This is a genomic window from Bradyrhizobium sp. 63_E2_N1_3 (genome assembly GCF_052076005.1).
Taxonomy (GTDB): domain Bacteria; phylum Pseudomonadota; class Alphaproteobacteria; order Rhizobiales; family Xanthobacteraceae; genus Bradyrhizobium; species Bradyrhizobium barranii.
The window spans coordinates 1,785,549-1,807,918 of sequence record NZ_CP197235.1; the positions used below are offsets into that span (position 1 = coordinate 1,785,549).

The 22,370-nt window shown below is 64.8% G+C and carries 21 protein-coding genes; 16 read left to right on the forward strand and 5 right to left on the reverse strand.

The genetic code is table 11. The annotated features are described in order from the left end of the window. Positions 1 to 12 precede the first annotated feature (12 nt). A complete protein-coding gene (locus AB7531_RS08355; RefSeq protein WP_441279928.1) occupies positions 13 to 1,521 on the reverse strand; it encodes a mannitol dehydrogenase family protein in 1,509 nt (502 codons plus the stop codon). Positions 1,522 to 1,667: 146 nt separating this feature from the next. Here AB7531_RS08355 and AB7531_RS08360 point away from each other — a divergent pair, with 146 nt between their 5' ends. From AB7531_RS08360 to AB7531_RS08390, 7 genes are all read left to right on the forward strand, one after another. Beyond that, positions 1,668 to 2,477: a FadR/GntR family transcriptional regulator gene (locus tag AB7531_RS08360; RefSeq protein WP_063981328.1), complete on the forward strand. Its 810-nt coding sequence runs from the start codon at positions 1,668 to 1,670 to the stop codon at positions 2,475 to 2,477. Between the two features lie 89 nt (positions 2,478 to 2,566). Next, the gene (locus AB7531_RS08365) at positions 2,567 to 3,514 is read left to right on the forward strand and encodes a sialic acid TRAP transporter substrate-binding protein SiaP (protein ID WP_063986116.1); all 948 of its coding nucleotides are present in this window, start codon (positions 2,567 to 2,569) and stop codon (positions 3,512 to 3,514) included. A 233-nt stretch (positions 3,515 to 3,747) separates the two neighbouring features. After that, positions 3,748 to 4,326 carry a TRAP transporter small permease gene (locus AB7531_RS08370; protein WP_063981329.1) on the forward strand — a complete coding sequence of 193 codons (579 nt, stop codon included), beginning with the start codon at positions 3,748 to 3,750 and terminating at the stop codon, positions 4,324 to 4,326. 4 nt (positions 4,327 to 4,330) lie between these two features. Continuing rightward, positions 4,331 to 5,737, forward strand: a complete 1,407-nt coding sequence (locus AB7531_RS08375; protein WP_063981330.1) for a TRAP transporter large permease — start codon at positions 4,331 to 4,333, stop codon at positions 5,735 to 5,737. After that, positions 5,734 to 6,783: an L-idonate 5-dehydrogenase gene (locus tag AB7531_RS08380; RefSeq protein ID WP_063981331.1), complete on the forward strand. Its 1,050-nt coding sequence runs from the start codon at positions 5,734 to 5,736 to the stop codon at positions 6,781 to 6,783. Before AB7531_RS08375 ends, AB7531_RS08380 begins: the two co-directional genes overlap by 4 nt. A gap of 73 nt (positions 6,784 to 6,856) precedes the next feature. Further along, positions 6,857 to 8,047 carry a mannonate dehydratase gene (uxuA, locus tag AB7531_RS08385; protein WP_084794984.1) on the forward strand — a complete coding sequence of 397 codons (1,191 nt, stop codon included), beginning with the start codon at positions 6,857 to 6,859 and terminating at the stop codon, positions 8,045 to 8,047. 114 nt (positions 8,048 to 8,161) lie between these two features. Next, positions 8,162 to 9,313 (forward strand): alpha-hydroxy acid oxidase, encoded by a 1,152-nt coding sequence (locus AB7531_RS08390; protein WP_063981332.1) that lies wholly within the window; start codon positions 8,162 to 8,164, stop codon positions 9,311 to 9,313. A gap of 20 nt (positions 9,314 to 9,333) precedes the next feature. On the opposite strand, the gene AB7531_RS08395 is transcribed toward AB7531_RS08390, so the two are convergent. Further along, positions 9,334 to 10,272, reverse strand: a complete 939-nt coding sequence (locus AB7531_RS08395) for a LysR family transcriptional regulator (protein WP_028147133.1) — start codon at positions 10,270 to 10,272, stop codon at positions 9,334 to 9,336. Positions 10,273 to 10,484: 212 nt separating this feature from the next. Between AB7531_RS08395 and AB7531_RS08400 the strand changes: the two genes are divergently transcribed. The 6 genes from AB7531_RS08400 to AB7531_RS08425 are packed head-to-tail and all read left to right on the forward strand — an operon-like array spanning position 10,485 to position 16,384. Continuing rightward, positions 10,485 to 11,567, forward strand: a complete 1,083-nt coding sequence (locus tag AB7531_RS08400; RefSeq protein ID WP_063981333.1) for an ABC transporter ATP-binding protein — start codon at positions 10,485 to 10,487, stop codon at positions 11,565 to 11,567. A 36-nt stretch (positions 11,568 to 11,603) separates the two neighbouring features. Beyond that, positions 11,604 to 12,320 carry an HAD family hydrolase gene (locus AB7531_RS08405; RefSeq protein ID WP_063981334.1) on the forward strand — a complete coding sequence of 239 codons (717 nt, stop codon included), beginning with the start codon at positions 11,604 to 11,606 and terminating at the stop codon, positions 12,318 to 12,320. Positions 12,321 to 12,335: 15 nt separating this feature from the next. Continuing rightward, positions 12,336 to 13,643 carry an NAD(P)/FAD-dependent oxidoreductase gene (locus tag AB7531_RS08410; RefSeq protein ID WP_063986118.1) on the forward strand — a complete coding sequence of 436 codons (1,308 nt, stop codon included), beginning with the start codon at positions 12,336 to 12,338 and terminating at the stop codon, positions 13,641 to 13,643. A gap of 27 nt (positions 13,644 to 13,670) precedes the next feature. After that, on the forward strand, positions 13,671 to 14,720 hold the full coding sequence (locus AB7531_RS08415) for an ABC transporter substrate-binding protein (protein WP_063986119.1): 1,050 nt from the start codon (positions 13,671 to 13,673) through the stop codon (positions 14,718 to 14,720). A gap of 24 nt (positions 14,721 to 14,744) precedes the next feature. Continuing rightward, entirely contained in the window at positions 14,745 to 15,602 is an 858-nt protein-coding gene (locus tag AB7531_RS08420) for an ABC transporter permease (RefSeq protein WP_245328551.1), read from the forward strand. Continuing rightward, positions 15,599 to 16,384 (forward strand): ABC transporter permease, encoded by a 786-nt coding sequence (locus AB7531_RS08425; protein WP_063981335.1) that lies wholly within the window; start codon positions 15,599 to 15,601, stop codon positions 16,382 to 16,384. The genes AB7531_RS08420 and AB7531_RS08425 overlap by 4 nt, the downstream gene beginning before the upstream one ends. Before the next feature lie 198 nt (positions 16,385 to 16,582). Here AB7531_RS08425 and AB7531_RS08430 read toward each other — a convergent pair whose 3' ends face one another. Then, positions 16,583 to 17,233 carry a TetR/AcrR family transcriptional regulator gene (locus AB7531_RS08430; RefSeq protein ID WP_063981336.1) on the reverse strand — a complete coding sequence of 217 codons (651 nt, stop codon included), beginning with the start codon at positions 17,231 to 17,233 and terminating at the stop codon, positions 16,583 to 16,585. 208 nt (positions 17,234 to 17,441) lie between these two features. Here AB7531_RS08430 and AB7531_RS08435 point away from each other — a divergent pair, with 208 nt between their 5' ends. Continuing rightward, positions 17,442 to 18,782 (forward strand): MFS transporter, encoded by a 1,341-nt coding sequence (locus tag AB7531_RS08435; protein ID WP_084794985.1) that lies wholly within the window; start codon positions 17,442 to 17,444, stop codon positions 18,780 to 18,782. Between the two features lie 21 nt (positions 18,783 to 18,803). Continuing rightward, positions 18,804 to 20,297: a carboxylesterase family protein gene (locus tag AB7531_RS08440; protein ID WP_063986121.1), complete on the forward strand. Its 1,494-nt coding sequence runs from the start codon at positions 18,804 to 18,806 to the stop codon at positions 20,295 to 20,297. Between the two features lie 18 nt (positions 20,298 to 20,315). On the opposite strand, the gene AB7531_RS08445 is transcribed toward AB7531_RS08440, so the two are convergent. Further along, positions 20,316 to 21,215, reverse strand: a complete 900-nt coding sequence (locus AB7531_RS08445; RefSeq protein WP_063981337.1) for an NmrA family NAD(P)-binding protein — start codon at positions 21,213 to 21,215, stop codon at positions 20,316 to 20,318. Between the two features lie 79 nt (positions 21,216 to 21,294). Here AB7531_RS08445 and AB7531_RS08450 point away from each other — a divergent pair, with 79 nt between their 5' ends. Then, the gene (locus AB7531_RS08450; protein WP_063981338.1) at positions 21,295 to 21,903 is read left to right on the forward strand and encodes a TetR/AcrR family transcriptional regulator; all 609 of its coding nucleotides are present in this window, start codon (positions 21,295 to 21,297) and stop codon (positions 21,901 to 21,903) included. Here the strand turns inward: AB7531_RS08450 and AB7531_RS08455 are convergent. Beyond that, positions 21,896 to 22,357 carry a GNAT family N-acetyltransferase gene (locus tag AB7531_RS08455; protein WP_063986122.1) on the reverse strand — a complete coding sequence of 154 codons (462 nt, stop codon included), beginning with the start codon at positions 22,355 to 22,357 and terminating at the stop codon, positions 21,896 to 21,898. The two genes, AB7531_RS08450 and AB7531_RS08455, sit on opposite strands and share 8 nt — an antisense overlap. Between the last annotated feature and the right edge of the window lie 13 nt (positions 22,358 to 22,370).

Genomic DNA, 22,370 nt, shown 5'->3' on the forward strand with positions numbered 1-22,370 from the left:
CCTGCTTTGTGGTCACGCCGAGACAGATGTCTCCACCGCTCGCCGCGCACCATCCTTATAAAGACGGCCGAGCGCCGTGGTCACGGCCTCGCGCAGGCGCGGCTCGGTGCCCAGCGGTCCGAACACTTTCTCGACCCCGAGCAATGCGGGCGCGAGCCGTTCGGCGACGGGACCCGCCTCGCGCGCCAGCGCGGCGAACTCGGCGGCGAGCGGATCGCGAACGTCGATGGCGCGGCCCTGCTCGTCGCGTGCGGTGACGTAACGCATCCAGCCGGCCACAGCGAGCGCATGCGTCGCGATCGGCAGGTCTTTGCGCAGGCGATCCTGCATCGCGCCGAGCAGGCGCTGCGGAAGCTTCTGCGAGCCGTCCATCGCGATCTGCCAGGTACGGTGATGCAGCGCCGGGTTGGCGAAGCGCTTGAGCAGCGAGGCGCGATAGGCGGCGAGATCGGTGCCAACAGGCATCGTCAGCGTCACCGCGGCCTCTTCCATCACCTGCGCGGCGAGACGGGCGAAATGCGGATCCAGCATGGTGTCGGCGATGGTCTCGTAGCCCGCGAGATAGCCGAGATAGGCCAGCGCCGAATGGCTGGCGTTGAGCAGTCGCAGCTTCATCAGCTCGAACGGCTTGACGTCGGTGACGAGCTCGACACCGGCGGCGGCCAAATCGGGCCGCCCCGCCGTGAAGCGGTCCTCGACCACCCATTGCGTGAACGGCTCGGTCATCACAGGCCAGGCGTCGCGCATGCCGAGCGCGTTCGAGATCGCATCCCGGTCGGCGTCCGTCGTCTCCGGCACGATGCGGTCGACCATGGTCGACGGGAAGGCAGTACTATCGGCGATCCATTTGCCGAGGTCCTTCGAGCGGAGCGCGGCGAACTGCGTCACGATCCGCTGCACGGTGTGGCCGTTGGCGGCGAGATTGTCGCAGCAGAGTACGGTGAAGGGCGCCAGCCCCTGTGCACGCCGGCGCGCCAGTGCGGCCACGATGAAGCCGGGCGCCGAGCGCGGCGCGTCAAAATTGTTGAGATCGTGCACGACATCCGGATGCCGCTCGTCGAGATCGCCGGTCTGCGGCGTGTGGCAATAGCCCTTTTCGGTGACCGTCAGCGAGACGATGCGAATGGCGGGATCGGCCATCCGATCGACCAGTGCTGCCGGCTTCTCGCGCGCGACGACGCTGTCGAGCAGCGCGCCGATGACGCGGTGCTCGGTGCCTTCGGCGGCACGTACGGCGACAGTGTAGAGATGATCCTGCGGGGCGAGGGCGTCGCGCGTATCCGGGCTGCGCAGGCTCGCGCCGACGATACCCCAGGAGGAGTTGCCTGCGGCCAGGCAGTCGTCGATGACGACGGCCAGGCAGTCGTCGATGACGACGGCCTGGTGCGCGCGATGAAATGCGCCCAGGCCCAGATGCACGATGCCGGGCGTAACGCGCGAGCGGTCATAGGCCGGCCGGCGGATGGCGGGCGCCAGCCGGTCGAGATTGGCGCGGCCAAGACGCGTTGAACTATGGCGCATGGTCGTCTCTCCCTGTGTTTGGCCGCTGCTTGACATGGCGCCTGTCCTCGGTCAATGCTTCGGTCAATTGGTAAGACCAATTTTCCAAAATTGGCGGGCCGCCGGGACGCGATGCTTCCCAGCGAGACCCTTTCGGGGAGGCCAGCGTGCCGCTGGAAGCTGTGGAGGCGAGACGGCTTTACCGCCAGGTCGCCGATCAATTGCGAAGCCTGATCGACAGCGGCGAGTACGCGGTCGGCAGCCGCTTGCCGACCGAACGGGAACTCGCCGAGCAGCTCAAGATCTCGCGGCCGACGGTGCGCGAAGCCCTGATCGCGCTCGAGGTCGAGGGCCGCGTCCGCATTCGCGTCGGCTCCGGCATCTATGTGACCGAGCCAGCGGACGCCGCGCCTGCGCTTCCGGCCGCCGGCATCGAAGGCCCGTTCGAGCTCTTGCGCGCCCGCGAATTCCTCGAAAGCGCGCTCGCCGAGCAGGCCGCGCGCGTGGCGACCAAGGACGATATCGCCCGCATCAATGCGTCGCTTGTCGCCATGGAGAATGTCGAGCATCCCGGCGAGGCCTCGATGGTGCACGACCGTGCCTTCCACGTCGCGATCGCCGGCAGTCTCGGCAATGCCGTGCTGGTGCGCGTGGTCGGCGAGCTGTTCGACCAGCGCCTCAATCCCTATTTCGCGCAGCTTGCGCATTACTTCGAGAGCCCAGGCACCTGGCGCACCGCGCTCGACGAGCATTGCGCCGTGCGTGACGCGATTGCGGCGCATGATCCGGACGCCGCGCGCGAGGCCATGCGCAAGCATCTGGCGCGCTCGCAGGAGCGCTTTGCGCAGAACTTTGGTGCCGAGACCGCCGCGGGATCGCCCGCGGAGCGAGGCCGGGTCGCGCGCACGCCGGCGAAACCGGCAAAACCAAAACGCGCGAAGACGCAGGCCAAAAGCGGCAACGCGCGGCGACGATGAGATTGGGCGGCTCGTCCCGGTTTTGGGGCGGGTGAACAAGAAGCAGACTTTAGTCAGTGGAGGATAAGTCAGTGTTGAAGAAGATGACGATGGTGCTGGCGACTTCGTTCGCGGCGACCAATCCCGGCATGGCGCAGACCAAGCTCAAATGGGCCCATGTCTACGAGACCTCGGAGCCGTTCCACACCGCCTCGGTCTGGGCCGCGCAGGAGATCGGCAAGCGCACCAACGGGCGCTATACCGTGGACGTTTATCCGGCGTCGCAGCTCGGCAAGGAAGCCGACATCAACCAGGGCCTCTCGCTCGGCTCGGTCGACATCATCATCTCCGGCTCGAGCTTCGCGGCCAAGAGCTTCCCGCCGATCGGCGTGACCTACTATCCCTACACCTTCCGCGACGCCGACCATCTCCTTGCCTACACCAAGAGCGACATCTTCAAGGAGCTCGCCAAGGGCTATGAGGACAAGAGCGGCCACCACATCGTCGCGGTGACCTATTACGGCGTGCGCCAGACCTCGTCGAACAAACCGATCAAGACTTGCGCCGACCTCAAGGGCCTCAAGATGCGCGTGCCCGACGTTCCGGCCTATCTGGCGATGCCGCGCGCCTGCGGCGCCAACACCGCGCCGATCGCGTTCGCCGAAGTCTATCTCGCGCTTCAGAACGGCACCGTCGAGGCGCAGGAGAACCCGCTGACCACGATCGAGGCCAAGAAGTTCTACGAAGTGCAGAAGCACATCGTGCTGACCGGCCACATCGTCGACCACCTCAACACGGTGGTGGCGGGCGCGCTCTGGAAGAAGCTCAGCGACGAGGACAAGAAGATCTTCACCGACGTCGCGCAGGAGGCCGCTGCGAAGGCGACCGCGGAGATCAAGCAGAACGAGGCCAAGCTGGTTTCCTTCTTCAAGGAGAAGGGACTGACCGTGACCGAGGTCGACAAGAACGAGTTCCGCGACATCGTGCTGAAGAACGTTGCGTTCGAGACCTTCGGTTATCGCAAGGCCGACTGGGAACGCATTCAGGCGGTGAAATAACTGAGACCCTCATGGTGAGGAGCGCGAAGCGCGCTCCGGACGATGCTTCGCATCGCCGGGCGAACCATGAAGGCCCGGATGTTGCTCAGGCGTCGCCCGAGGCCATCCTTCGAGACGCTTGCTTCGCAAGCTCCTCAGGATGAGGAGTGGAGTTCGTAGAACTAAGTCGTCGTTCCGGGTTCGGCTCTTCGAGTCACCCCGGAATGACGATTAAGAGGTTGAGGAGTAACCCCATGTCCACCGTCGAAGTGCACCGGCAGATCACCGGGGACGAGATCGCCCACACCTTCGAGGAAGAGGCGGTGCCGAAGGTCGATCTCGGCGTCTACGCTTTCGAGGACTGGGTGGCGCTGGTGATCTTCTGGGTGATGGCGCTTGCCGTCTTCCTCCAGTTCTTCACCCGCTACGTCCTCAACGACAGCTATGCCTGGACCGAGGAGATCGCGACCTACTGCCTGATCGGCGTGGTCTTCATCGGCTCCTCGATGTGCGTACGGCTTTCACGCCACATCCAGGTCGACCTGATCTACCGCTATCTGCCGCACATCGTAGCGCGCGCGCTGTCGACGGCGATCGACCTGATCCGGATCGCGTTCTTCGGCTACGCCATCAAGCTGGTCTGGGTCTATATCCAGATCATCGGCGATGAATCGATGACCACGATCAACCTGCCCAAGGACTACGTCTATTACGCCGTGCTGGCCGGCTTCGTGCTGATGTTCGTGCGCTCGGTGCAGGTGGCCATCCAACATTTGCGACAGGGTTATTCGATCCTCGAACGTCCCGGCGCCTACGACGGTTTTGAAGGGTAATCCCATGTTGCTGTTGCTTGGAGGCTTTCTCATCCTGATGCTGCTCGGCGTTCCCGTGGCGATCGCCATGGCCGCGTCGTCGCTGCTCTACATCCTGGTCAGCGGCGTGACGCCCGATGTCACGCTGGCGCAGCGCATGATCGCCGGCGTCGAGAGCTTTCCGCTGCTCGCGGTGCCGTTCTTCATCCTGGCCGGCAATCTCATGAACATCGCCGGTGTGACCGGCCGCATCTACAAATTTGCGGTCGCGCTGGTCGGCTGGATGCGCGGCGGCCTCGGTCACGTCAACATCATCGGCTCGGTGATCTTCTCCGGCATGTCGGGCACGGCGATCGCGGACGCCGCCGGTCTCGGCACCATCGAGATCAAGGCGATGAAGGACCACGGCTATTCCACCGAGTTCTCCGTCGGCGTCACCGCGGCCTCAGCCACGCTCGGGCCGATCATCCCGCCGTCGCTGCCCTTCGTGATCTACGGCATGATGGCGAACGTCTCGATCGGTGCGCTGTTCCTTGGCGGCGTCATTCCCGGCATCGTCATGACGCTGCTGATGATGGCCACCGTCACCTATTTCGCGCACAAGAACAAATGGGGCAGCGATACGCCGTTCTCCTGGCCGCAGCTCGGCTCGGCCGGCATCGAGATCGCCATCGTGCTGGCTTTCCCGCTCGCGATCTGGCTGATGGTGCTGGCCGGCATGTCCACCAACATGGCCGTTGTCATCGGCCTCGGCACGCTGCTCGCGATCGACTGGTACTTCGACTTCTCGGCGGTAATGGCGCTGATGGCGCCGGTCATCCTGATCGGCGGCATGACGCTCGGCTGGTTCACGCCGACGGAGGCCGCGGTCGCCGCCGTGATCTGGTCGCTGTTCCTCGGTCTCGTCCGCTACCGTACCATGACCTTGAAGACGGTGGCGAAGGCGACCTTCGACACCATCGAGACCACGGCCTCGGTGCTGTTCATCGTCACGGCAGCCTCGATCTTCGCCTGGTTGCTGACGGTGTCGCAGGCAGCCCAAATGCTTTCGGACTGGATGCTCAGCATCACCCACAACAAATGGGTGTTTTTGGCGCTCGCCAACGTCCTGATCCTGTTCGTCGGCTGCTTCATCGACACCACGGCGGCGATCACCATCCTGGTGCCGATCCTGCTGCCGATCGTGCTCAAGCTCGGCATCGATCCGATCCATTTCGGGCTGATCATGACGCTGAACCTGATGATCGGCCTGTTGCATCCACCGCTCGGCATGGTGCTGTTCGTGCTCGCCCGCGTGGCCAAGCTCTCGGTCGAGCGCACGACGGTCGCGATCCTGCCCTGGCTGGTGCCGCTGATGGTCGCGCTGATCGCGATCACCTACATTCCCGAACTGACCCTCTGGCTGCCTAAATACATGGGACTCTCCAAATGACCTCCACCGCTCTCGCCGCAACCCTGTTCGGCCCCGAAGATCTGCGCATGATCGAGCATCCGCTCGACAAGCTCGCTGATGGCATGGTGCGCATCCGCTTCGGCGCCGGCGGCATCTGCGGCTCCGACATGCATTATTTCCGTCATGCCCGGACCGGCGATTTCGTCGTGAAGTCGCCGCTCGTGCTCGGTCACGAGATCTCGGGCGAAGTCGTGGAGATCGCAGGTTCCGCAGCGAACCTGAAGGTCGGCGACCGTGTCGCCGTCAATCCGTCGCGCTGGTGCGGCCATTGCGTCGCCTGCCGCGAGGGCCGGCCGAACCTCTGCGAGAACATCTACTTCATGGGCTCGGCGTCGAAGACGCCGCACATGCAGGGCGGCTTCGCCAACTATTTCGACGCGATCCCGGCGCAGTGCGTCAAGATCCCCGACCACGTATCTTATCAGGCCGCGGCGCTGGCCGAGCCGCTCGCGGTCTGCCTGCACGCGGTCGCGCGCGCCGGCAACATCGAGGGCAAGCGCGGCATCATCTTCGGTGCCGGCCCGATCGGGCTTTTGACCATGCTCGCCGCACATCGCGCCGGCATGGCCGACATCACGGTGGCCGACATCGCGCCGGCGCCGCTCGCCTTTGCGACCCGGCTCGGCGCTTCGCATGTCGAGAACGTCTCGGCCGGCGAGGAAGGACTGAAGGCACAGGCCGCATCGCGTCCCTATGATGTGGCGTTCGAGGTCTCGGGCACCGCCGCGGGCCTTGCCAGCGCGATCGGCATAGTCAGGCGCGGCGGCATTGTGGTGCAGATCGGCAATCTGCCGGGCGGCCAGATTCCGACGCCGTCGAATGCGGTGATGGCCAAGGAGATCGACCTGCGCGGCTCGTTCCGCTTCGGCTTCGAGTTCATGACCGCGGTGGAACTGATCGGCGCAGGCAGCGTCGACGTGCTGTCGCTGGTCACCGCCGAGCGGCCGCTGTCGACCGCGCCGGACGCGCTGCGGCTGGCACTGGACCGCTCGCAGAGCGTCAAGGTCGTGCTGACCGCGAACTGATTCTTTGTTTTGACGCGTTTTCTTCACGCGAACCGGTATCCACTTCGCCCGAAAACGCTTTAGGAGAATTTCGATGATGCTCGAGGGATGGCGCTGGTACGGTCCGGATGATCCGGTGTCTTTGGACGATGTCAGGCAGGCCGGGGCGACGGATATCGTCTCGGCGCTGCATCAGGTGCCGATCGGCGAAGCCTGGACACGCAAGGCGGTCGAGGAGCGCAAGAACTTCATCGAGCACGGCCAGCCCGGCCGCTCGCAACTGACTTGGTCGGTGGTGGAGTCCATTCCGATCCCCGACGACGTCAAGCGGCTCGGGGCCAAGGCGACGGCCTCGATCGACGCGTGGATCGCGAGTCTCGAAGCGGTGGCGGCGGCCGGCATCAAGATCATCTGCTACAATTTCATGCCGGTGGTGGACTGGTGCCGCACCGATCTGGAGTGGGAGCTGCCGAACGGCGCCCGCGCCATGCGCTTCGACCAGGACCGCTTTGCCGCGTTCGAGCTGCATATCCTGAAGCGTCCCGCCGCCGTGCAGGAGTATTCGCCCGAACAGCAGGCGCGCGCCAAAAAGCTGTTCGACCAGATGAGCCAGGCCGATATCGACTATCTCGTCATGGTCATCGCCAGCGCGCTGCCGGGCTCGACCACCGAGCCGATGACGATCCCGCAATTCCGCGACCGGCTGGAGACCTATCGCGACATCACGCCAAAGATCCTGCGGCAGCATCTCGCCGAGTTCCTGGGCCGCGTCACGCCGGTCGCCGAGCAACTCGGGGTGTCCCTGACGCTGCATCCCGACGATCCGCCGCGTCCGCTGTTCGGCCTGCCGCGCATTGCCTCCACCGCCGACGACTATCAGGCGCTGTTCGACGCCGTGCCGTCCAAGGCGAACGGCATCTGCCTGTGCACCGGCTCGCTCGGCGTGCGCGCCGGGAACGATCTGCCCGCGATGGCCGAGCGCTTCGGCCCGCGCATTGCGTTTGCCCATCTGCGCGCGACCAAGCGCGAGGCCGACGGCCTGTCATTCTACGAGTCCGATCATCTCGATGGCGACGTCGACATGGTCGCGGTGCTGAAGGCGCTGTTGAAGGAGAACGCACGGCGTTCGCCCGACAAGAGAATCGTGTTCCGTCCCGACCACGGCCATCGTATGCTCGACGATCTCGCCGCAACCAAGCGCACCAATCCCGGCTACACCGCGATCGGACGCCTGCGCGGCCTCGCCGAGCTCCGCGGCGCGATCAGGGCGATCGAGCATCGATAGGAGACCGGCGGCGCCATCAGGCGAGAGATCGCCGCGATGGCGACCGCTGACAGCATCGGCGGCGCGATGGCAAGATGATCGACGCGCAGAGCATGCCGTGAGCGGAGTTGAGAAATGCGCCTGACACAGTGTCATAACTTCCACGATTTCCGGCGGCTGGCGCGCCGCCGACTGCCCGGTCCGATCTTCGACTATATCGATGGCGCGGCCGACGATGAGACCACCCATCGCCGCAACAGCGCGAGCTTCGAGCATTGCGACCTTCTGCCCAACGTGTTGCGCGGCGTGCAGGACGTCGATCTGTCGGTCACCATCATGGGCCAGAAGCTCGCGCTGCCGTTCTACTGCTCGCCGACCGCCTTGCAGCGCCTGTTCCATCATGAAGGCGAGCGTGCCGTCGCCGCTGCTGCGGCGAGCTACGGCACCATGTTCGGCGTCTCCTCGCTGGGCACGGTGTCGCTCGAGGAATTGCGCAAGGCCCACGACACGCCACAGGTCTATCAATTCTATTTCCACAGGGATCGCGGTCTCAACCGCGCCATGATGCAGCGCGCCAGGGACGCGGGCGTCGAGGTGATGATGCTGACGGTCGACAGCATCACCGGGGGAAATCGCGAGCGTGATCTGCGCACCGGCTTCAGCATTCCCTTCCGCCTGACACCTGCGGGCATGTTGCAGTTCGCGATCAAGCCGATGTGGGGCATCCAGTATGTCAGCCACGAGAAATTCAGGCTCCCGCAGCTGGAAGAGCATGTCGACATGAGCGGCGGCGCCATGTCGATCGGTCGCTACTTCACGGAAATGCTGGATCCCGCGATGAACTGGGACGATGTCGCGGAGATGGTGCGGACCTGGAACGGCCCGTTCTGCCTGAAGGGGATCATGTCGGTGGAAGACGCGCGCCGCGCCGTCGATATCGGCTGTGCCGGGATCGTCCTTTCCAATCATGGCGGCCGCCAGCTCGACGGCTCCCGCTCGGCTTTCGATCAACTCGCCGAAATCGTCGATGCCGTGGGCGACCGCATCGACGTGATGATGGACGGCGGCATCCAGCGCGGAACCCATATCCTGAAAGCGCTGTCGCTCGGGGCCAAGGCGGTCGGGCTTGGACGATACTATCTCTATCCGCTCGCCGCCGCCGGCCGGCCCGGCGTCGAACGGGCCCTCGGCCTGCTGCGGGCCGAGCTCGTGCGCGATATGAAGCTGATGGGATGCACGTCGATCAGCCAGCTATCGCGCGCCAATCTGCGCTTTCGGCCGGGGTAGCGCGCCGTGATCGTTCGGCATCAATAGCAGGCGGCCATCGCGCCGAGCTTCGGATAGAGCCGGTCGATCGCGGCGATCTCGCTTTTCATCTGCGCGATGATCCAGTCGCGGATCTCGGCGGCGATGGGGCGCATCGGCCGGTTGCGCGGCGGCAGGAATTCGCAGATGCGCCGCGTGGTGGTGAGCGTCTCGGAGGCCGGCACCAGCGCGCCGGTCAGGAGCCAGTGCGAGGCCACCGTCAGCCAGCCGAGCGCGATGCCCTGGCCGAGCAGGGCAGCCTGCATCACGACGGCATAGTCGGTGAAGCTCAGCGCCTTGGCCGCGCCGCGGCGGCCGGTGAGAAGCGAGGCGTAATCCGCCGCCCAGTCGCCCGGCGTCTCGGCGAGGCGAATGATGGTGTTGCCTTCAGCGGGATCGGTCTCGCCGAGATAGCCAGGGCTGCACATCGGCAGCATGACTTCCTTCATCACCAGCGTGCCGCCGGACGACGGCTCGTCGCGGTCACGGAAGCGCATGCCGAGGTCGACATTCTCGACCGGTCCGCGCAGCGCGCCGGAGATCAGCTGGAAGCGCAGATCGACCTCGGGAAACTGCTTCTGGAGCTTGTCGATGCGCGGCATCAGCCAATGCGTGGTGAAGGCGGAGGAGACCGACAGCGTCACCGTCTCGGTGCCCTTGCGGCGCCGTTCGATCTCGACGAGCCCGGTCTCGATGCTGCGAAAGCCTTCGAGCACGCGGCGATAAAGCAGCTCGCCTTCCTCGGTGAGCACCGCGCGCCCGGCAGTGCGGTCGAACAGGCGGACGCCGAGATGCTCCTCGAACTGTCCGAGCATCCGGCTCACCGCCGGCTGCGTGACGTTGAGCTCGGCTGCTGCCGCCGTGAAACTGCCATTGCGCGCCGCTGCGTCGAAGACGAACAGGGCGTTACTGGAGGGCAGCATCCGGCGTAGCTCGGGCATAACGCCATGTTATGGACACGGTGAGAATTTGGCAATTGCCGAGTTTTGCCAAGTCTGGTGTCATCGGCATCACAGCCTAAAGAAAGGGCTTGCGAACGAAGATTTGGTGCGGTGCACGCTTCGGCCGTGAGTGCTCAAAATTCCTGTCTATAAAGCAGGCTTATGGCGCGCAGTGAGGCACGCCATTGCAGGGAACGAGGCGAGGTCGATCGTTGGACAAACGAGCGGAAAGCGTCGAGATCAGGTCCGCGAGCAAGGCGTATGGCCCCGTTCGCGCTCTCGACGACGTTTCGCTCAATGTCGGCGCCGGCGAATTCGTCTCGCTGCTCGGGCCCTCCGGCTCCGGCAAGACCACGCTGCTTGGAATTCTCGGCGGCTTCATCCTGCCGTCGAGCGGAACCATCCTGTTCGGCGGCCGTGACGTCACCTGGATGCCGCCGCACAAGCGCGACATCGGCGTGGTGTTCCAGAACTACGCGCTGTTCCCGCATATGAGCGTCGGCGAGAACGTCGCCTTTCCCCTGCGCGCACGGCGCCTGCCGAAAGCGAGCTGGCCCGACAAGGTGCGCGCAGCGCTCGCGATGGTCGGTCTCGCCGGCTATGAAGAGCGCGGCATCGCGCAGCTCTCCGGCGGCCAGCGCCAGCGCGTGGCGCTGGCGCGCGCGATGATCTTCGAGCCGCGCCTGATCCTGATGGACGAGCCGCTCTCCGCGCTCGACAAGCAGCTCCGCGAATCCATGCAGATCGAGCTGCGCGCGCTGCACCGGCGCATCGGCGCCACCATCATCTACGTCACCCACGACCAGCGCGAGGCGCTGACCATGAGCGACCGCGTCGCCGTGATGAAGGACGGCCGGCTGATCCAGATCGACGCACCCGAGCGGCTGCACGATCATCCCGCGGATTCCTTCGTCGCGAGCTTCATCGGAGAAGCGACGATGCTGCCGGTTCGCCGCGTCGATGCCTCCAGCGTCGCGCTCGGCAACGCGCTCTTGCGCAGCGCCCGCGCCATTCCCTCAGGCGATGCCTTGATGCTCGCCGTGCACAGCGAAAAGCTCTTGATCGACGACGGCGCGCAGGATGCCGCCTGCAACCGGCTGACCGGAACTGTCACCGACATCGTCTACCAGGGCGAGAGCCTCCGCATCTTCCTGGCGCTCACCGATGGCATCGCGCTCAGCCTGCGCCAGCCGAGCTATCACCAGGCCTACAGCCGCATCCCGCCGCTCGGCGGCAGCCTCACCGTGACCCTTCACCCCGAGGACACCATCGTTGTCCCCAGGGCGGGGGACTGAACTCAAGCCCTGTTCAACCGAGAGAAGAAACCAAAGATGTCGTCAGCAGCCTCGTTCAGCAATTTCAAGGTTCTCACCTTCGACGTCGTCGGCACCTTGATCGATTTCGAGACCGGCGTGCTCTCCGCGGTGCGCAAGATCTCCGGCAAGTCGCCGGCCGAGCTCAGCGACGAGCAGATCTTCGAGCCCTATAAGCGCGGCCGCGACAAGCATTATGAGCGCTCGAGCGAGGCGATGTTCCACGTCTATCGCCATCTCGCCAAGGAGCTCGGGCTTCCCTCCGACGATGCGTCCTGCGATGTGTTCCAGCTTTCGGTGCTGCGCTGGGGGCCGTTCGCGGATTCGGTCGAGGCGCTGAAGCGTCTGCGCACGAAATTCCGGCTGGTGGCGATGACCAATGCTGACCGGGTCGCGCTGTCGTGCTATGCGCACGCGCTCGGAAATCCCTTTGACGATACCGTCTGCGCCGACGATACCGGCGTTACCAAGCCGAACCCGGAGTTCTTCGCCTACAATAAGGGACGCCAGTCCGCCTTCGGCTACAAGAAGTCCGACATCCTGCACGTCGCGCAGAGCCAGTACCACGACATCGGGATCGCGCGGAAGCTCGGCTACAAGGTGTGCTGGATCGAGCGCCGCCAGGGCATCGCCGGTTTCGGCGGCACGCCGGCGGTTGAGACGCTGACCAAGCCGGACTTCCACTTCCCGACGCTGAAGGCGCTGGCCGACGCGGCGATCGGACCGGCGGCGTAAGGCATGAGCGGCGGCATGACACGGGACTGGAGCGCATTGCCATCGGCCAACTCGCTGTGGGAAGCCACGGCGGAGCCGGCGCGCGCGTTTCCCGTGCTGTCGGGCGAGCGACAGGCGGATGTGGTGATCATCGGTGCAGGCTACACGGGCCTCTCCGCGGCGCACCACATCGCCAAGAGCGGCCTGTCGCCGGTCGTGCTGGAGGCGAACCGTCCCGGCTGGGGCGCAAGCGGTCGCAATGGCGGGGTGATCACCGCAAAATTTCGCCTGTCGTTCCGCGAGATCGACGCCACCCATGGCCGCGCCATGGCGCAGCGCATGTACGAGATCGCGCATGAATCGACTGACATGGTCGAGGAGTTGGTGTCCGAATTCGGCATCGCCAGCGCGGCGCTGACACGCACGGGCCAGGTCAAGGCCGCGCATAACGAGACGACGCTGAAGGCCGCGATCGACGAAGCCAACTGGATGACGCGCGAGATGGGCTCCGCCGAAGTCCGCATCCTCGACAAGCGCGGGGTGCGCGACGAAACCGGCTCCGACATCTTTGTCGGCGGCGTGCTCAATCCCGGCTCCGGCGGCATTCATCCGCTGAACTATCTGCGCGGGCTCGCCGATGGCGTCGCGCGCCGTGGCGTTCCGATCTTCCACGAGTCGCCGGTGGTCAAACTCCGGCGCGAGAATGGCGGCATCGTCGCTGAGACGCCGCAAGGCGCGGTGCGCGCGAAGCAGGCGATCATCGCCACCAACAGCTACTCCGATCTCACCAGCGCGACCGCGCACATGCAGCGCACGCTGATCCCTTTCCGCAGCGCCATGGTCGCGACCGAGCAGCTGCCGCGCAATCTCGCGGGCAAGCTGATGCCGACGGGGCGCACCTACACCGAGACCAAGCGCATGATGCGCTGGTTCCGCATGGTCGACAACCGCGTCATCTTCGGCGGCCGCGGCGCCTTCGGCAAGCAGGACTCGCAAGCTGCCTTCGACGCGTTGCGCAAGGCGATGGTCGGCATCTTCCCGGATCTCGCCGATGTGCCGCTCGCGTACAAATGGTCGGGCCTCGTCGGCATGACCCTGGACTCGGTGCCGCATATCGGCCGGCTCGACGACCGCACGCTGGTCTCGATGGGCTACAACGGCGCGGGTGTTGCGATGTCGAGCCTGATGGGCCGCTATCTCGCCGCCTTCGTGCGCGGCGAGACGCCCGAGGTAGGGCTGCTCGATATCAGGCGCATGAAGGCGATCCCGTTCTATCCGCTGCGCGAGCCCGCCGTGCGCATGGTCGCCGGCTGGTACCAGTTTCTCGATGCGATCGGTCAGTGAGATTATTTGGTGATGGAGGAGGCGAGGATGATGACGAAACGGCATTCTGGATTTGGCTACGCCCTGTTGGGCGCCATCGCGTTTAGCGGCACCGCGGCGAGCGCCGCCGAGCAGATCACCTTCGTCTCGCAGGGCGGCGCCTATCAGGCGGCGCAGACGGTGGCGATCCTCGATCCCTCCGCCAAGAAGCTTGGCATCACCATCAACCAGGACTCCATTCCCGACGCCTGGCCCGCGATCAAGACGCAGGTCGGCAGCGGCAAGCCGATCTGGGACGTCGTCGATACCCCCACCGGAAACTGCCTGCGCGGCGGCGAGCAGGGGCTGATCGAGAAGCTCGACTTCTCGAAGATTCCAAACGGCGCGGCGATGCCGGAGGCCTATCGCAGTCCCTATTCGGTGTCATACGAGTTCTATTCCAGCGTGCTGTCCTACAGCCAGAAGACGTTTCCGAAGGACGCGCCGAACAGCTGGGTGGATTTCTGGGACGTCAAGAAATTCCCCGGCCGCCGCGCGCTACGCAATCACCCGATCGCCACGCTCGAGGCCGCGCTGATGGCCGACGGCGTCGCGCCCGACAAGCTCTACCCGCTCGACGTCGACCGCGCCTTCAAGAAGCTGGAGGAGATCAAGCCGCACATCACGGTGTGGTGGACCTCAGGCGCGCAATCGGCGCAGCTGCTCAACGACGGCGAGGTCGACATGGAGATGGCGTGGAACGGCCGCGTCAGCGCCGTGGCCAAGGAGGGTGCAAAGGTCTCCTTCACCTACAACCAGGGCGTCCTTCAGAGCACCTCGCTCTGCATCCTCAAGGGCGCGCCGAATCTGGAGACGGCAGTCAAATTCGTCAACGAGGCCGTCGATCCCGTGCACCAGGCCAATCTGCCGCTCAACATCGACTACGGCCCGGGCAATCCGAAGGCGTTCGAGACCGGCGTGATCAAGCCCGAGCGTGCCGCGCAGCTGCCGAGCGAGCCGGCGAACGCGGCTAAGCAGGCGCTGATGTCCTACGCCTGGTGGTCCTCGCCCGCGGGCGAGGCCGCCGAGAAGCGCTGGGCGTCGTTCATGCAGAAGTAAGCGAGGTCAGCCTTGGCGACATCCATGCCAGATTCCTCCCAAAAGCATCAGCGCCGCGAGCATGCGCTGATGCTGGCATTGGTGTCGCCGGCGCTGCTCGTGATTCTTCTCCTGATCGTGCTGCCGGTCGGGTGGCTCGCCTGGCAGTCGATCTACCATGACGGTTTCACGCTGGAGAACTATCGCCGGGTCTTCACGGAAGACATCTACTGGCGCAGCTTTGCGCTGACCTTCGAGATCAGCCTCGCGGTGACAGTCATCGCGCTGCTGCTCGGCTATCCCGTCGCCTATCTCGCCAACGCCGTGCCGAAGGGCTGGAGCATCCTCATCCTGTCGCTGGTGGTGCTGCCGTTCTGGACGTCCGTGCTGGTCCGCGCCTATGCTTGGCTGGCGCTGCTCCAGCGCACCGGCGTGATCAACCAGTTCCTGCGCTATCTCGATGTCATCTCCGAGCCGCTCGCGCTCGTGCACAACACGTTCGGCACGGTGGTTGCGACCGTGCACATCCTGCTGCCGTTCATGGTGCTGCCGCTCTATGCCACCATGCAGAAGATCCCCGGTGATTTGATGCAGGCCGGCGCGAGCCTGGGGGCGAGCCCGTCGCTTACCTTCTTCCGCGTGTTCCTGCCGCTGTCGTTGCCGGGCGTGCTCGCCGGCTGCACCATGGTGTTCGTGCTCTGCCTCGGCTTCTACATCACGCCGGAATTGCTCGGCGGCGGCCGCACCGTGATGGTGTCGATGCTGGTGAGCCGCAATGTCGAACTCTACAACCAGTTCGGCGCCGCGAGCGCGGTCGCCGTGGTGCTGCTCCTGAGCGTGCTCCTGATCTTCTTCGCCGTCAGCCGCTTCATCTCGCTCGATCGCGTGTTGGGGCAAAAATGACGCGCACTTCGCCCGCACGGATTGTCCTCTACGTGATCAGCGCGCTGGTGCTGGTCTATCTGATCCTGCCCGTCCTGATCATCGCGCCGATCTCGTTTTCCAGTGCGCGCTTCCTGACGTTCCCGCCGCCGTCGTTCTCGCTGCGCTGGTACCAGCAATATTTCGCCAATCCCGCCTGGATGCAGGCGACGCGGGTAACGCTGACGGTCGCCTTCTTCACGGTCCTGATCGCAACGCCGTGCGGGGTTGCTGCGGCCTACGCGATCAGCCAGTCGAAGCTGCGCATCATGCGCATCATCCACATGGCACTGCTGCTGCCGCTGGTGGTGCCGATCATCATCACGGCGGTCGGCATTTTCTTCGTCTATGCAAAGGTCGGCCTGGTCGCGACCATGCCCGGCCTCGTGCTGGCGAATGTGATGCTGGGCCTGCCCTACGTCGTCATCTCGGTGCTCGCGGGCTTGCAGAGCTTCGATCCGGCGCAGGAGATGGTGGCGCGCAGCCTCGGCATGAACCGCCTGCGCAGCTTCTTCGCGGTGACGCTGCCGCAGATCAAGTCCAGCGTGGTCGCGGGCGGCATCTTCGCCTTCATCTCGGCGATGGACGAGACCATCGTCGCGCTGTTCATCTCCGGCGGCCAGTATCAGCCTCTGACCAAGCGCATGTTCACCGCGCTGCGTGACGAGATCGACCCGACCATCGCCGCGATCTCGACGCTGATGACGGTGGCGTCGTTCATGCTGGTGCTGCTGGCGAGCACGCGGGGGAAGAGGGGCGGGTGAGGGGGGCTCCGGTCTCCGCCGTCATCACCCGCGAAAGCGGGTGATCCAGTATTCCAGAGCCGGTAGTGGTTCCTCGATAGGCCGCGGCGTACTGGATTCCCCGCCTGCCGCCTACGCTAAAGCTTCGGCGCCCCTGGACCGCAGCCCCGGCGAAGCCTTGGCGTAGCCGGGTCGCGGGGAATGACAGCGAGTGTGCTGTTAAGCCTTCGCCCCAAGCCACGCCAGGATCATCTCCACGATCTGCGTCCGGCTCGTCGCCAGCACCCTGGGCTCGCTGAGGTCGCGGTCGAACAGGGCGCCGAAGGTGTGGCGGTTGGCGACGCGAAAGAAGCAGTAGGAAGAGATGGCGAGGTGCAGGTCGATGGCGTCGACGTCGTCGCGGAAGACGCCTTCGCCGCGGCCGCGCTCGAGGATGCCGTCGAGTGTCGCGATCACGCTGGCGTTGAGCTGGCGCAGTTGCAGATTCTGCTTCAGGTGCTTGCCGTGGTGGATGTTCTCGATGCTGACGAGGCGGATGAAGTTCGGATTGCGCTCGTCATGGTCGAAGGTGGCCTCGATCAGCCGGCGCAATCCCTCGCGGGCGTCGCAGCTTTCGATGTCGAGCTGGTCCTCCAGCGCGCGGATGCTGCGATAGGCCTCCTCCAGCACCGCGAGATAGAGCTGCTCCTTGCCGCCGAAGTAGTAATAGATCATCCGCTTGGATGTGCGCGTGCGCGCCGCGATCGCATCGACGCGGGCGCCGGAATAGCCCTCCGAGGCGAATTCGGCCATCGCCACTTCGAGGATGTCGCGCTTGGTGCGCTCGGGGTCGTTGGTGCGCTTCGATGGGGGCGGCATACGCTCGAGCATCACTGTTTCTCCCGCCAGTTTCCACGGATCACCTTGAAGGTGAAGGCAAATTTCACCCGTCGGGGCACTGATCCAATGCGTATTGCATAAACGTACTAGTTCGTACATTATCGCTCCAAACCAAAGTTGCGGCAACCAGAACCAGAAAACGCGCGCGAGGCGATCTGCCTGACGCGAACCGCACCGGCCACATGGGGAGGAGCTTTCAATGACGTTGACGTCAACCGCACCGCTGCGCGCATCATCCAGCGCGGAAGCCACGCCGAACAGGCTGCCGAAGCGCGCCGCGCTGGTCAGCTTCGTCGGCAGCATGCTCGAATACTACGACTTCTTCATCTACGGCACCGCGGCGGCGCTGATCTTTCCAAAAGTGTTCTTCGCCAATGTCGATCCCTCGACCGCGTCGCTGCTCGCGTTGCTCTCCTTCGGCATCGGCTATATCGCCCGGCCCGTGGGCGCCGTCATCCTCGGCCATTTCGGCGACCGTATCGGCCGCAAGACGGTGCTCTTGTTCACGCTGGTGCTGATGGGCGGCTCGACGCTGGCGATCGGCCTGCTGCCGGATGCCAAGACGATCGGCAACGCCGCGCCTGTCATCCTGACGCTGCTCCGCCTGTTGCAGGGCCTGTCGGCCGCCGGCGAGCAGAGCGGAGCCAACTCCCTGACGCTGGAGCATTCCGCCAATTCCAACCGCGCCTTCTTCACGAGCTGGACCCTGAGCGGCACCCAGGCTGGCGCCATCCTTGCAACACTGGTGTTCATCCCGGTGTCGAGCCTGCCGGAAGACCAGCTGTTGAGCTGGGGCTGGCGCATTCCGTTCCTGCTCTCCGCGCTCGTGCTGCTGGTCGCCTATCTGGTGCGGAGGACCATGCCGGAAACGCCCGTCTTCGAAGACATCAAGGACAAGGCGCAGGTGGCGCGCTTTCCCGTCGTTAGGCTCTTGCGCGACTACTGGCCGGACGTGCTGCGCGTGATCGTCTGTGCGCTGATCGCCACCGTGAGCACGATGACCGCGGTGTTCGCGCTCGGCTATGCCACCAGCAAGTTCGGCGTCGCGCGCCCGACCATGCTGTGGGCCGGCGTGCTCGGCAATGTCACCGCGCTGATCACCCAGCCGCTGTGGGCGCTGCTGGCCGACAGGATCGGCCGCAAGCCGGTGTTCATCGGTGGCGTGCTCGGCTGTGCGGTGCTGGTGTTCCCGTACTTCATGCTGGTGACATCAGGGAATACGCTGGCGATCTTCGCCGCGGCGATGATCCTCTCGGGTGTCATCTACGCCGCGCCGAACGCGATCTGGCCGTCGTTCTATGCGGAGATGTTCGACGCGCGCGTGCGTTACTCCGGCACGGCGATCGGCACGCAGCTCGGCTTCCTCGCCGCCGGCTTCACGCCGCTGGTGAGTGCGAGCCTGGTCGGCGAAGGGCCGAACGGCTGGATTCCCGTGGCAATCTTCGTTGCCTGCTGCTGCGTGATCTCGGCGGCATCAGCGGCCACCGCGCGCGAAACCCACAATGTCGACATCGCCGATCTCGGCAAGCAGCGCGCTTGAGTCGGGATGAGTGAAAGTCGCATGTTGACCAACGCAGTTTCGACCGCCAGCGGGCCGATCATCGGCGCCGAGCAGAACGGCATACGCGCCTTCAAGGGCGTGCCGTTCGCGACCGCGCGGCGCTTTGCCAGGGCGACACCGCCGCTCGCGTGGACGGAGCCGCGCCAATGCACGGACTACGGCGCTTACGCGCCGCAGCCCGGCCATCTCGATCATGCTGACGAGGAATCCTGTCTCAGCCTGAACATCTGGGCGCCGGCGGCGGATCACCCGCTGCCGGTCAAGTTCTTCATCCATGGCGGCGCCTTCGTCACCGGCGGCGGCGCCGACTATCACGGCTCCTTCCTCGCCGCCCACGGCCCGGCCGTCATCGTCACCATCAACTACCGGCTCGGGCCGCTCGGCTTCCTGCAACTGCATCGTCACGGCCTCACCGAAGCCAACAACCTCGCGCTCCAGGATACGCTCGCAGCGCTCGATTGGGTCCGGGCCAACATTGCGAATTTCGGCGGCGATCCGGATGCGATTACGCTGTCGGGACAATCCGCCGGCGCCTCCATGGTGATCGCGCTCGCAACCCTGCCGCAGACAAGAGGCAAGTTTATCCGTGCGCTCGCGCTGAGCGCGCCCGGCCGAAACATCATGAGCGCCGATCATGCCGACGATGTCGCGCGCCACGTGCTCGAGGAGCTCGAGCTTGCGCGCGATCCCAGCGCGATTGCGTCCGTGCCGCTGCCAAAGCTGTTTGCGGCGGTAAAGCGCGTCGGACGCAGGCTCGCGGACGAGACCGACGCAGGCACCGTGTTCGGTCCGGTGCTCGACGGCACCGTCATCGCGCGCGAGCCGCGCGACGTCTTCGCCGACGGAACTTTGCGTGACATTCCGCTCTGGCTCGGCTCCTGCCGCGACGAGATGGTGATGTTCCTGAAGAGCGTGCCGCCGGCCGCGATGATCCGCACCACCGAGCGACAAGTGCGCGCGGCGTTCGGCGATGCCGGCTGGTGCCGGCTGCTATCCTATTATCGCGCCAACGCGCGCCTCGACGAGGATCCGTACGAGGCGCTGTTGTCGGATGCGTTCTGGCATCGCCCCATGGCCGATCTCGCGCGGCGTCATGCTGCGGCAGGCGGCGCGGTGTGGTTGAGCCGGTTCGATCATCGCCCAGCGCTGGAGCCGTTCCTGTCGCAGGGGCCGACACACGGTGCGGACAACGCCTGCCTGTGGGCGCATCTGCCTGATTTCATCGATCGGCCGATCCTCAAGCGCAAGGGCGGGCCGATGACGCCGGCCGACATTGATGTCGCCGCGCGGTTTCAGGTGAGCGTCTTGCGCTTCGTCACGACCGGCAGGCCGGATATCGCTCAAGCCTGGCCGCGGTTCGAGCCGGGCCATGAGCCGCTCGCGATCTTCGGCCAGCCGTTTCACATCGTGCCGCTCAACGACGGCGCACGCTTCCGCGTGTGGGCGGAGCTATTGGCGCAATCCGGAGCAGCGCAAGCTGTGACTGCGATGTAGCAAGGCAGCACCATGAGATTAGACTCCATGATGCGTCGCCTGAAACACCGAGATGTTGTCGCTTAGCCAATCGGTTACCGGGCGCGGAGCGTGGCCAGTCAACTCGCGAACAGTTGACGTGGTTTCTGCGAGGACCGATTCGTAGAAAAGGCGATCCAGACCGAGCAGCAGGTCGGCGACAAATTCGTTGAGTCCAGACGCCATCAGCTTCTCACGCTGCTCCGCAGGGCTTCGGTGCTGATATGTGACGAGACGTCCAAGCAGTCTGGACATTTCATTTGCTATCTCAGGCATGCTGACCGCGATTGGCCCGGTCAGATGATAGGCGCGCTGGGACGTTAAGTGCGCGTCGTCGAGAAGCACAGCGAAAGCCGAGTCCGCCACATCGCGCGTGTCGATCAAGTTGACCAATCCATCGCCGGCTGCCCCGCCCCATGCGTCATTGGCGACTGGAGCGCCAGCCCGTGCCAGGATATCGACGAAACTCGATGGCCGCAAAACCGTGAAGCCTACGTCGCAGGCCGCAAGATGCGCCTCAATTTGCGCATGCCAGTCGAACGGATGTAGCCGAGACGGTGGTCCCAACACGGACAATTTGACGATGTGGCCTACGCCGCCGGCCACGGCTGCGTCGATCAGCGCAATTTCATTGGCGACTTGCCGGGGGGACGTGCCGTGGGCGAGGAACAGACGGTCAACTCCGCGCAGCGCGTTGTCCAAAGTCGATCGCGCATCGAAGTCCACGGTCGCAAGCGAAACTCCGGACGGCAGACGTCCAGCATCCGACGTGCGGGTCAATGCCACAATCTCAACCGGTTCCGTGAACAGTTTCGAAATCAAGGCGGAGCCCACGCGACCTGTGGCTCCAGCAACGGCAATGCGCGTGCGGCCGGCGCCACGCTGGGAGGGGTTGAACATCCGGATAACCTTCCGTATCTTGGAACGATCAGTTCAAGATACGTGGAACGATCGTTCCATGATGTCAAGTGGGAATGGCATGAGTGGAAAACCCCAATTCGATGACGATGCCGTGATCAATTCCGCGATGGATGTGTTCTGGCGTCACGGCTATTCGGCTTCGTCGATCGATCAACTGACGACAGCGATGGGCTTGTCGCGGTCGAGTATGTACAAGCGATTTCAAGACAAGGACGGGCTATTCGAAGAGGTCCTTTCGGCTTACATCGAGCGCGTCGAGCGGCGCATGAGCGCCGTTCGAGGCGAGACGAAGCGCCAACAGCTTGAAGCGCTGTTGCACGAATTCTTGCCCAGAGCGGGCAAGACGGCGCGGCCCGCTGGATGCATGCTGGCCCGATCGTGCGCTGAGATGGTGGACCTGCCTCCGGCAGGCCAGTCGGTCGCGCGGCAGGGACTTACGCGGCAGCGCGCGATCCTCGGCGGCATTTTACGCGAGGCGGTCGCAAGTGGAGAATTGGCGGTGACAGCTGACATCGACGGATTGGCGTGGCACTACCTCGGTGTGTTGCAGGCGATAATGAATTTGCCGCAAGCCGGCGCGACTGTTGGCGAGCTTCGCCGTGTCGTAGAACTTGCAATGTTGGCATGGCCGTTCCTCCCGCCTGCGAGCCAATCCAGGCCTACATAGGGGCATCGAGCGATCGCTCCATGATGATCGTGCGCTCATCGCCAAAGTAGCTGTCGCGCACGGCCTTGAACCCGAGCCGCGCGTAGAACGATTCCGCGGTGACCGAAGACGGGACGGTCAACAAAGCGATCTCTCGCTCGCGCGCGATGCGCTCGATCTCGGCCATCAGGAACTTGCCGATCCCCTGCGCCTGAACGTCGGGAGCCACGAAGACCGTGCGGACGACGCTTCCGTCAAGGCTCGCCGTTCCAACGACGCGGCCGCCAAGGGCGGCAACAAGGACCGTGCGTTTGCGGATCAGCTCCAGAACGGCGGTCGGGCTGAAGCTATGCTCGACCCGTTCGATGATCTCGTCTGTGTAATCCCTCGCATTTGTCACGCGCAGTGCGCGCAGAATGACGGCGCTGATTTCGCCGCTATCCTCTTCGCGCGCCGGGCGGATGCTGCAATCCATGAATCCCTCCACC

Coding starts and splice junctions, on each gene's coding strand:
- AB7531_RS08375 (WP_063981330.1), top strand. CDS start 4,331: ATGTTGCTGTTGCTTGGAGGCTTTCTCATCCTGATGCTGCTCGGCGTT.
- AB7531_RS08425 (WP_063981335.1), top strand. CDS start 15,599: ATGACGCGCACTTCGCCCGCACGGATTGTCCTCTACGTGATCAGCGCG.
- AB7531_RS08370 (WP_063981329.1), top strand. CDS start 3,748: ATGTCCACCGTCGAAGTGCACCGGCAGATCACCGGGGACGAGATCGCC.
- AB7531_RS08405 (WP_063981334.1), top strand. CDS start 11,604: ATGTCGTCAGCAGCCTCGTTCAGCAATTTCAAGGTTCTCACCTTCGAC.
- AB7531_RS08355 (WP_441279928.1), bottom strand. CDS start 1,521: ATGCGCCATAGTTCAACGCGTCTTGGCCGCGCCAATCTCGACCGGCTG.
- AB7531_RS08455 (WP_063986122.1), bottom strand. CDS start 22,357: ATGGATTGCAGCATCCGCCCGGCGCGCGAAGAGGATAGCGGCGAAATC.
- AB7531_RS08410 (WP_063986118.1), top strand. CDS start 12,336: ATGACACGGGACTGGAGCGCATTGCCATCGGCCAACTCGCTGTGGGAA.
- AB7531_RS08430 (WP_063981336.1), bottom strand. CDS start 17,233: ATGCTCGAGCGTATGCCGCCCCCATCGAAGCGCACCAACGACCCCGAG.
- AB7531_RS08420 (WP_245328551.1), top strand. CDS start 14,745: ATGCCAGATTCCTCCCAAAAGCATCAGCGCCGCGAGCATGCGCTGATG.
- AB7531_RS08390 (WP_063981332.1), top strand. CDS start 8,162: ATGCGCCTGACACAGTGTCATAACTTCCACGATTTCCGGCGGCTGGCG.
- AB7531_RS08435 (WP_084794985.1), top strand. CDS start 17,442: ATGACGTTGACGTCAACCGCACCGCTGCGCGCATCATCCAGCGCGGAA.
- AB7531_RS08415 (WP_063986119.1), top strand. CDS start 13,671: ATGATGACGAAACGGCATTCTGGATTTGGCTACGCCCTGTTGGGCGCC.
- AB7531_RS08450 (WP_063981338.1), top strand. CDS start 21,295: ATGAGTGGAAAACCCCAATTCGATGACGATGCCGTGATCAATTCCGCG.
- AB7531_RS08395 (WP_028147133.1), bottom strand. CDS start 10,272: ATGCCCGAGCTACGCCGGATGCTGCCCTCCAGTAACGCCCTGTTCGTC.
- AB7531_RS08380 (WP_063981331.1), top strand. CDS start 5,734: ATGACCTCCACCGCTCTCGCCGCAACCCTGTTCGGCCCCGAAGATCTG.
- AB7531_RS08440 (WP_063986121.1), top strand. CDS start 18,804: ATGTTGACCAACGCAGTTTCGACCGCCAGCGGGCCGATCATCGGCGCC.
- AB7531_RS08445 (WP_063981337.1), bottom strand. CDS start 21,215: ATGTTCAACCCCTCCCAGCGTGGCGCCGGCCGCACGCGCATTGCCGTT.
- AB7531_RS08365 (WP_063986116.1), top strand. CDS start 2,567: ATGGTGCTGGCGACTTCGTTCGCGGCGACCAATCCCGGCATGGCGCAG.
- uxuA (WP_084794984.1), top strand. CDS start 6,857: ATGATGCTCGAGGGATGGCGCTGGTACGGTCCGGATGATCCGGTGTCT.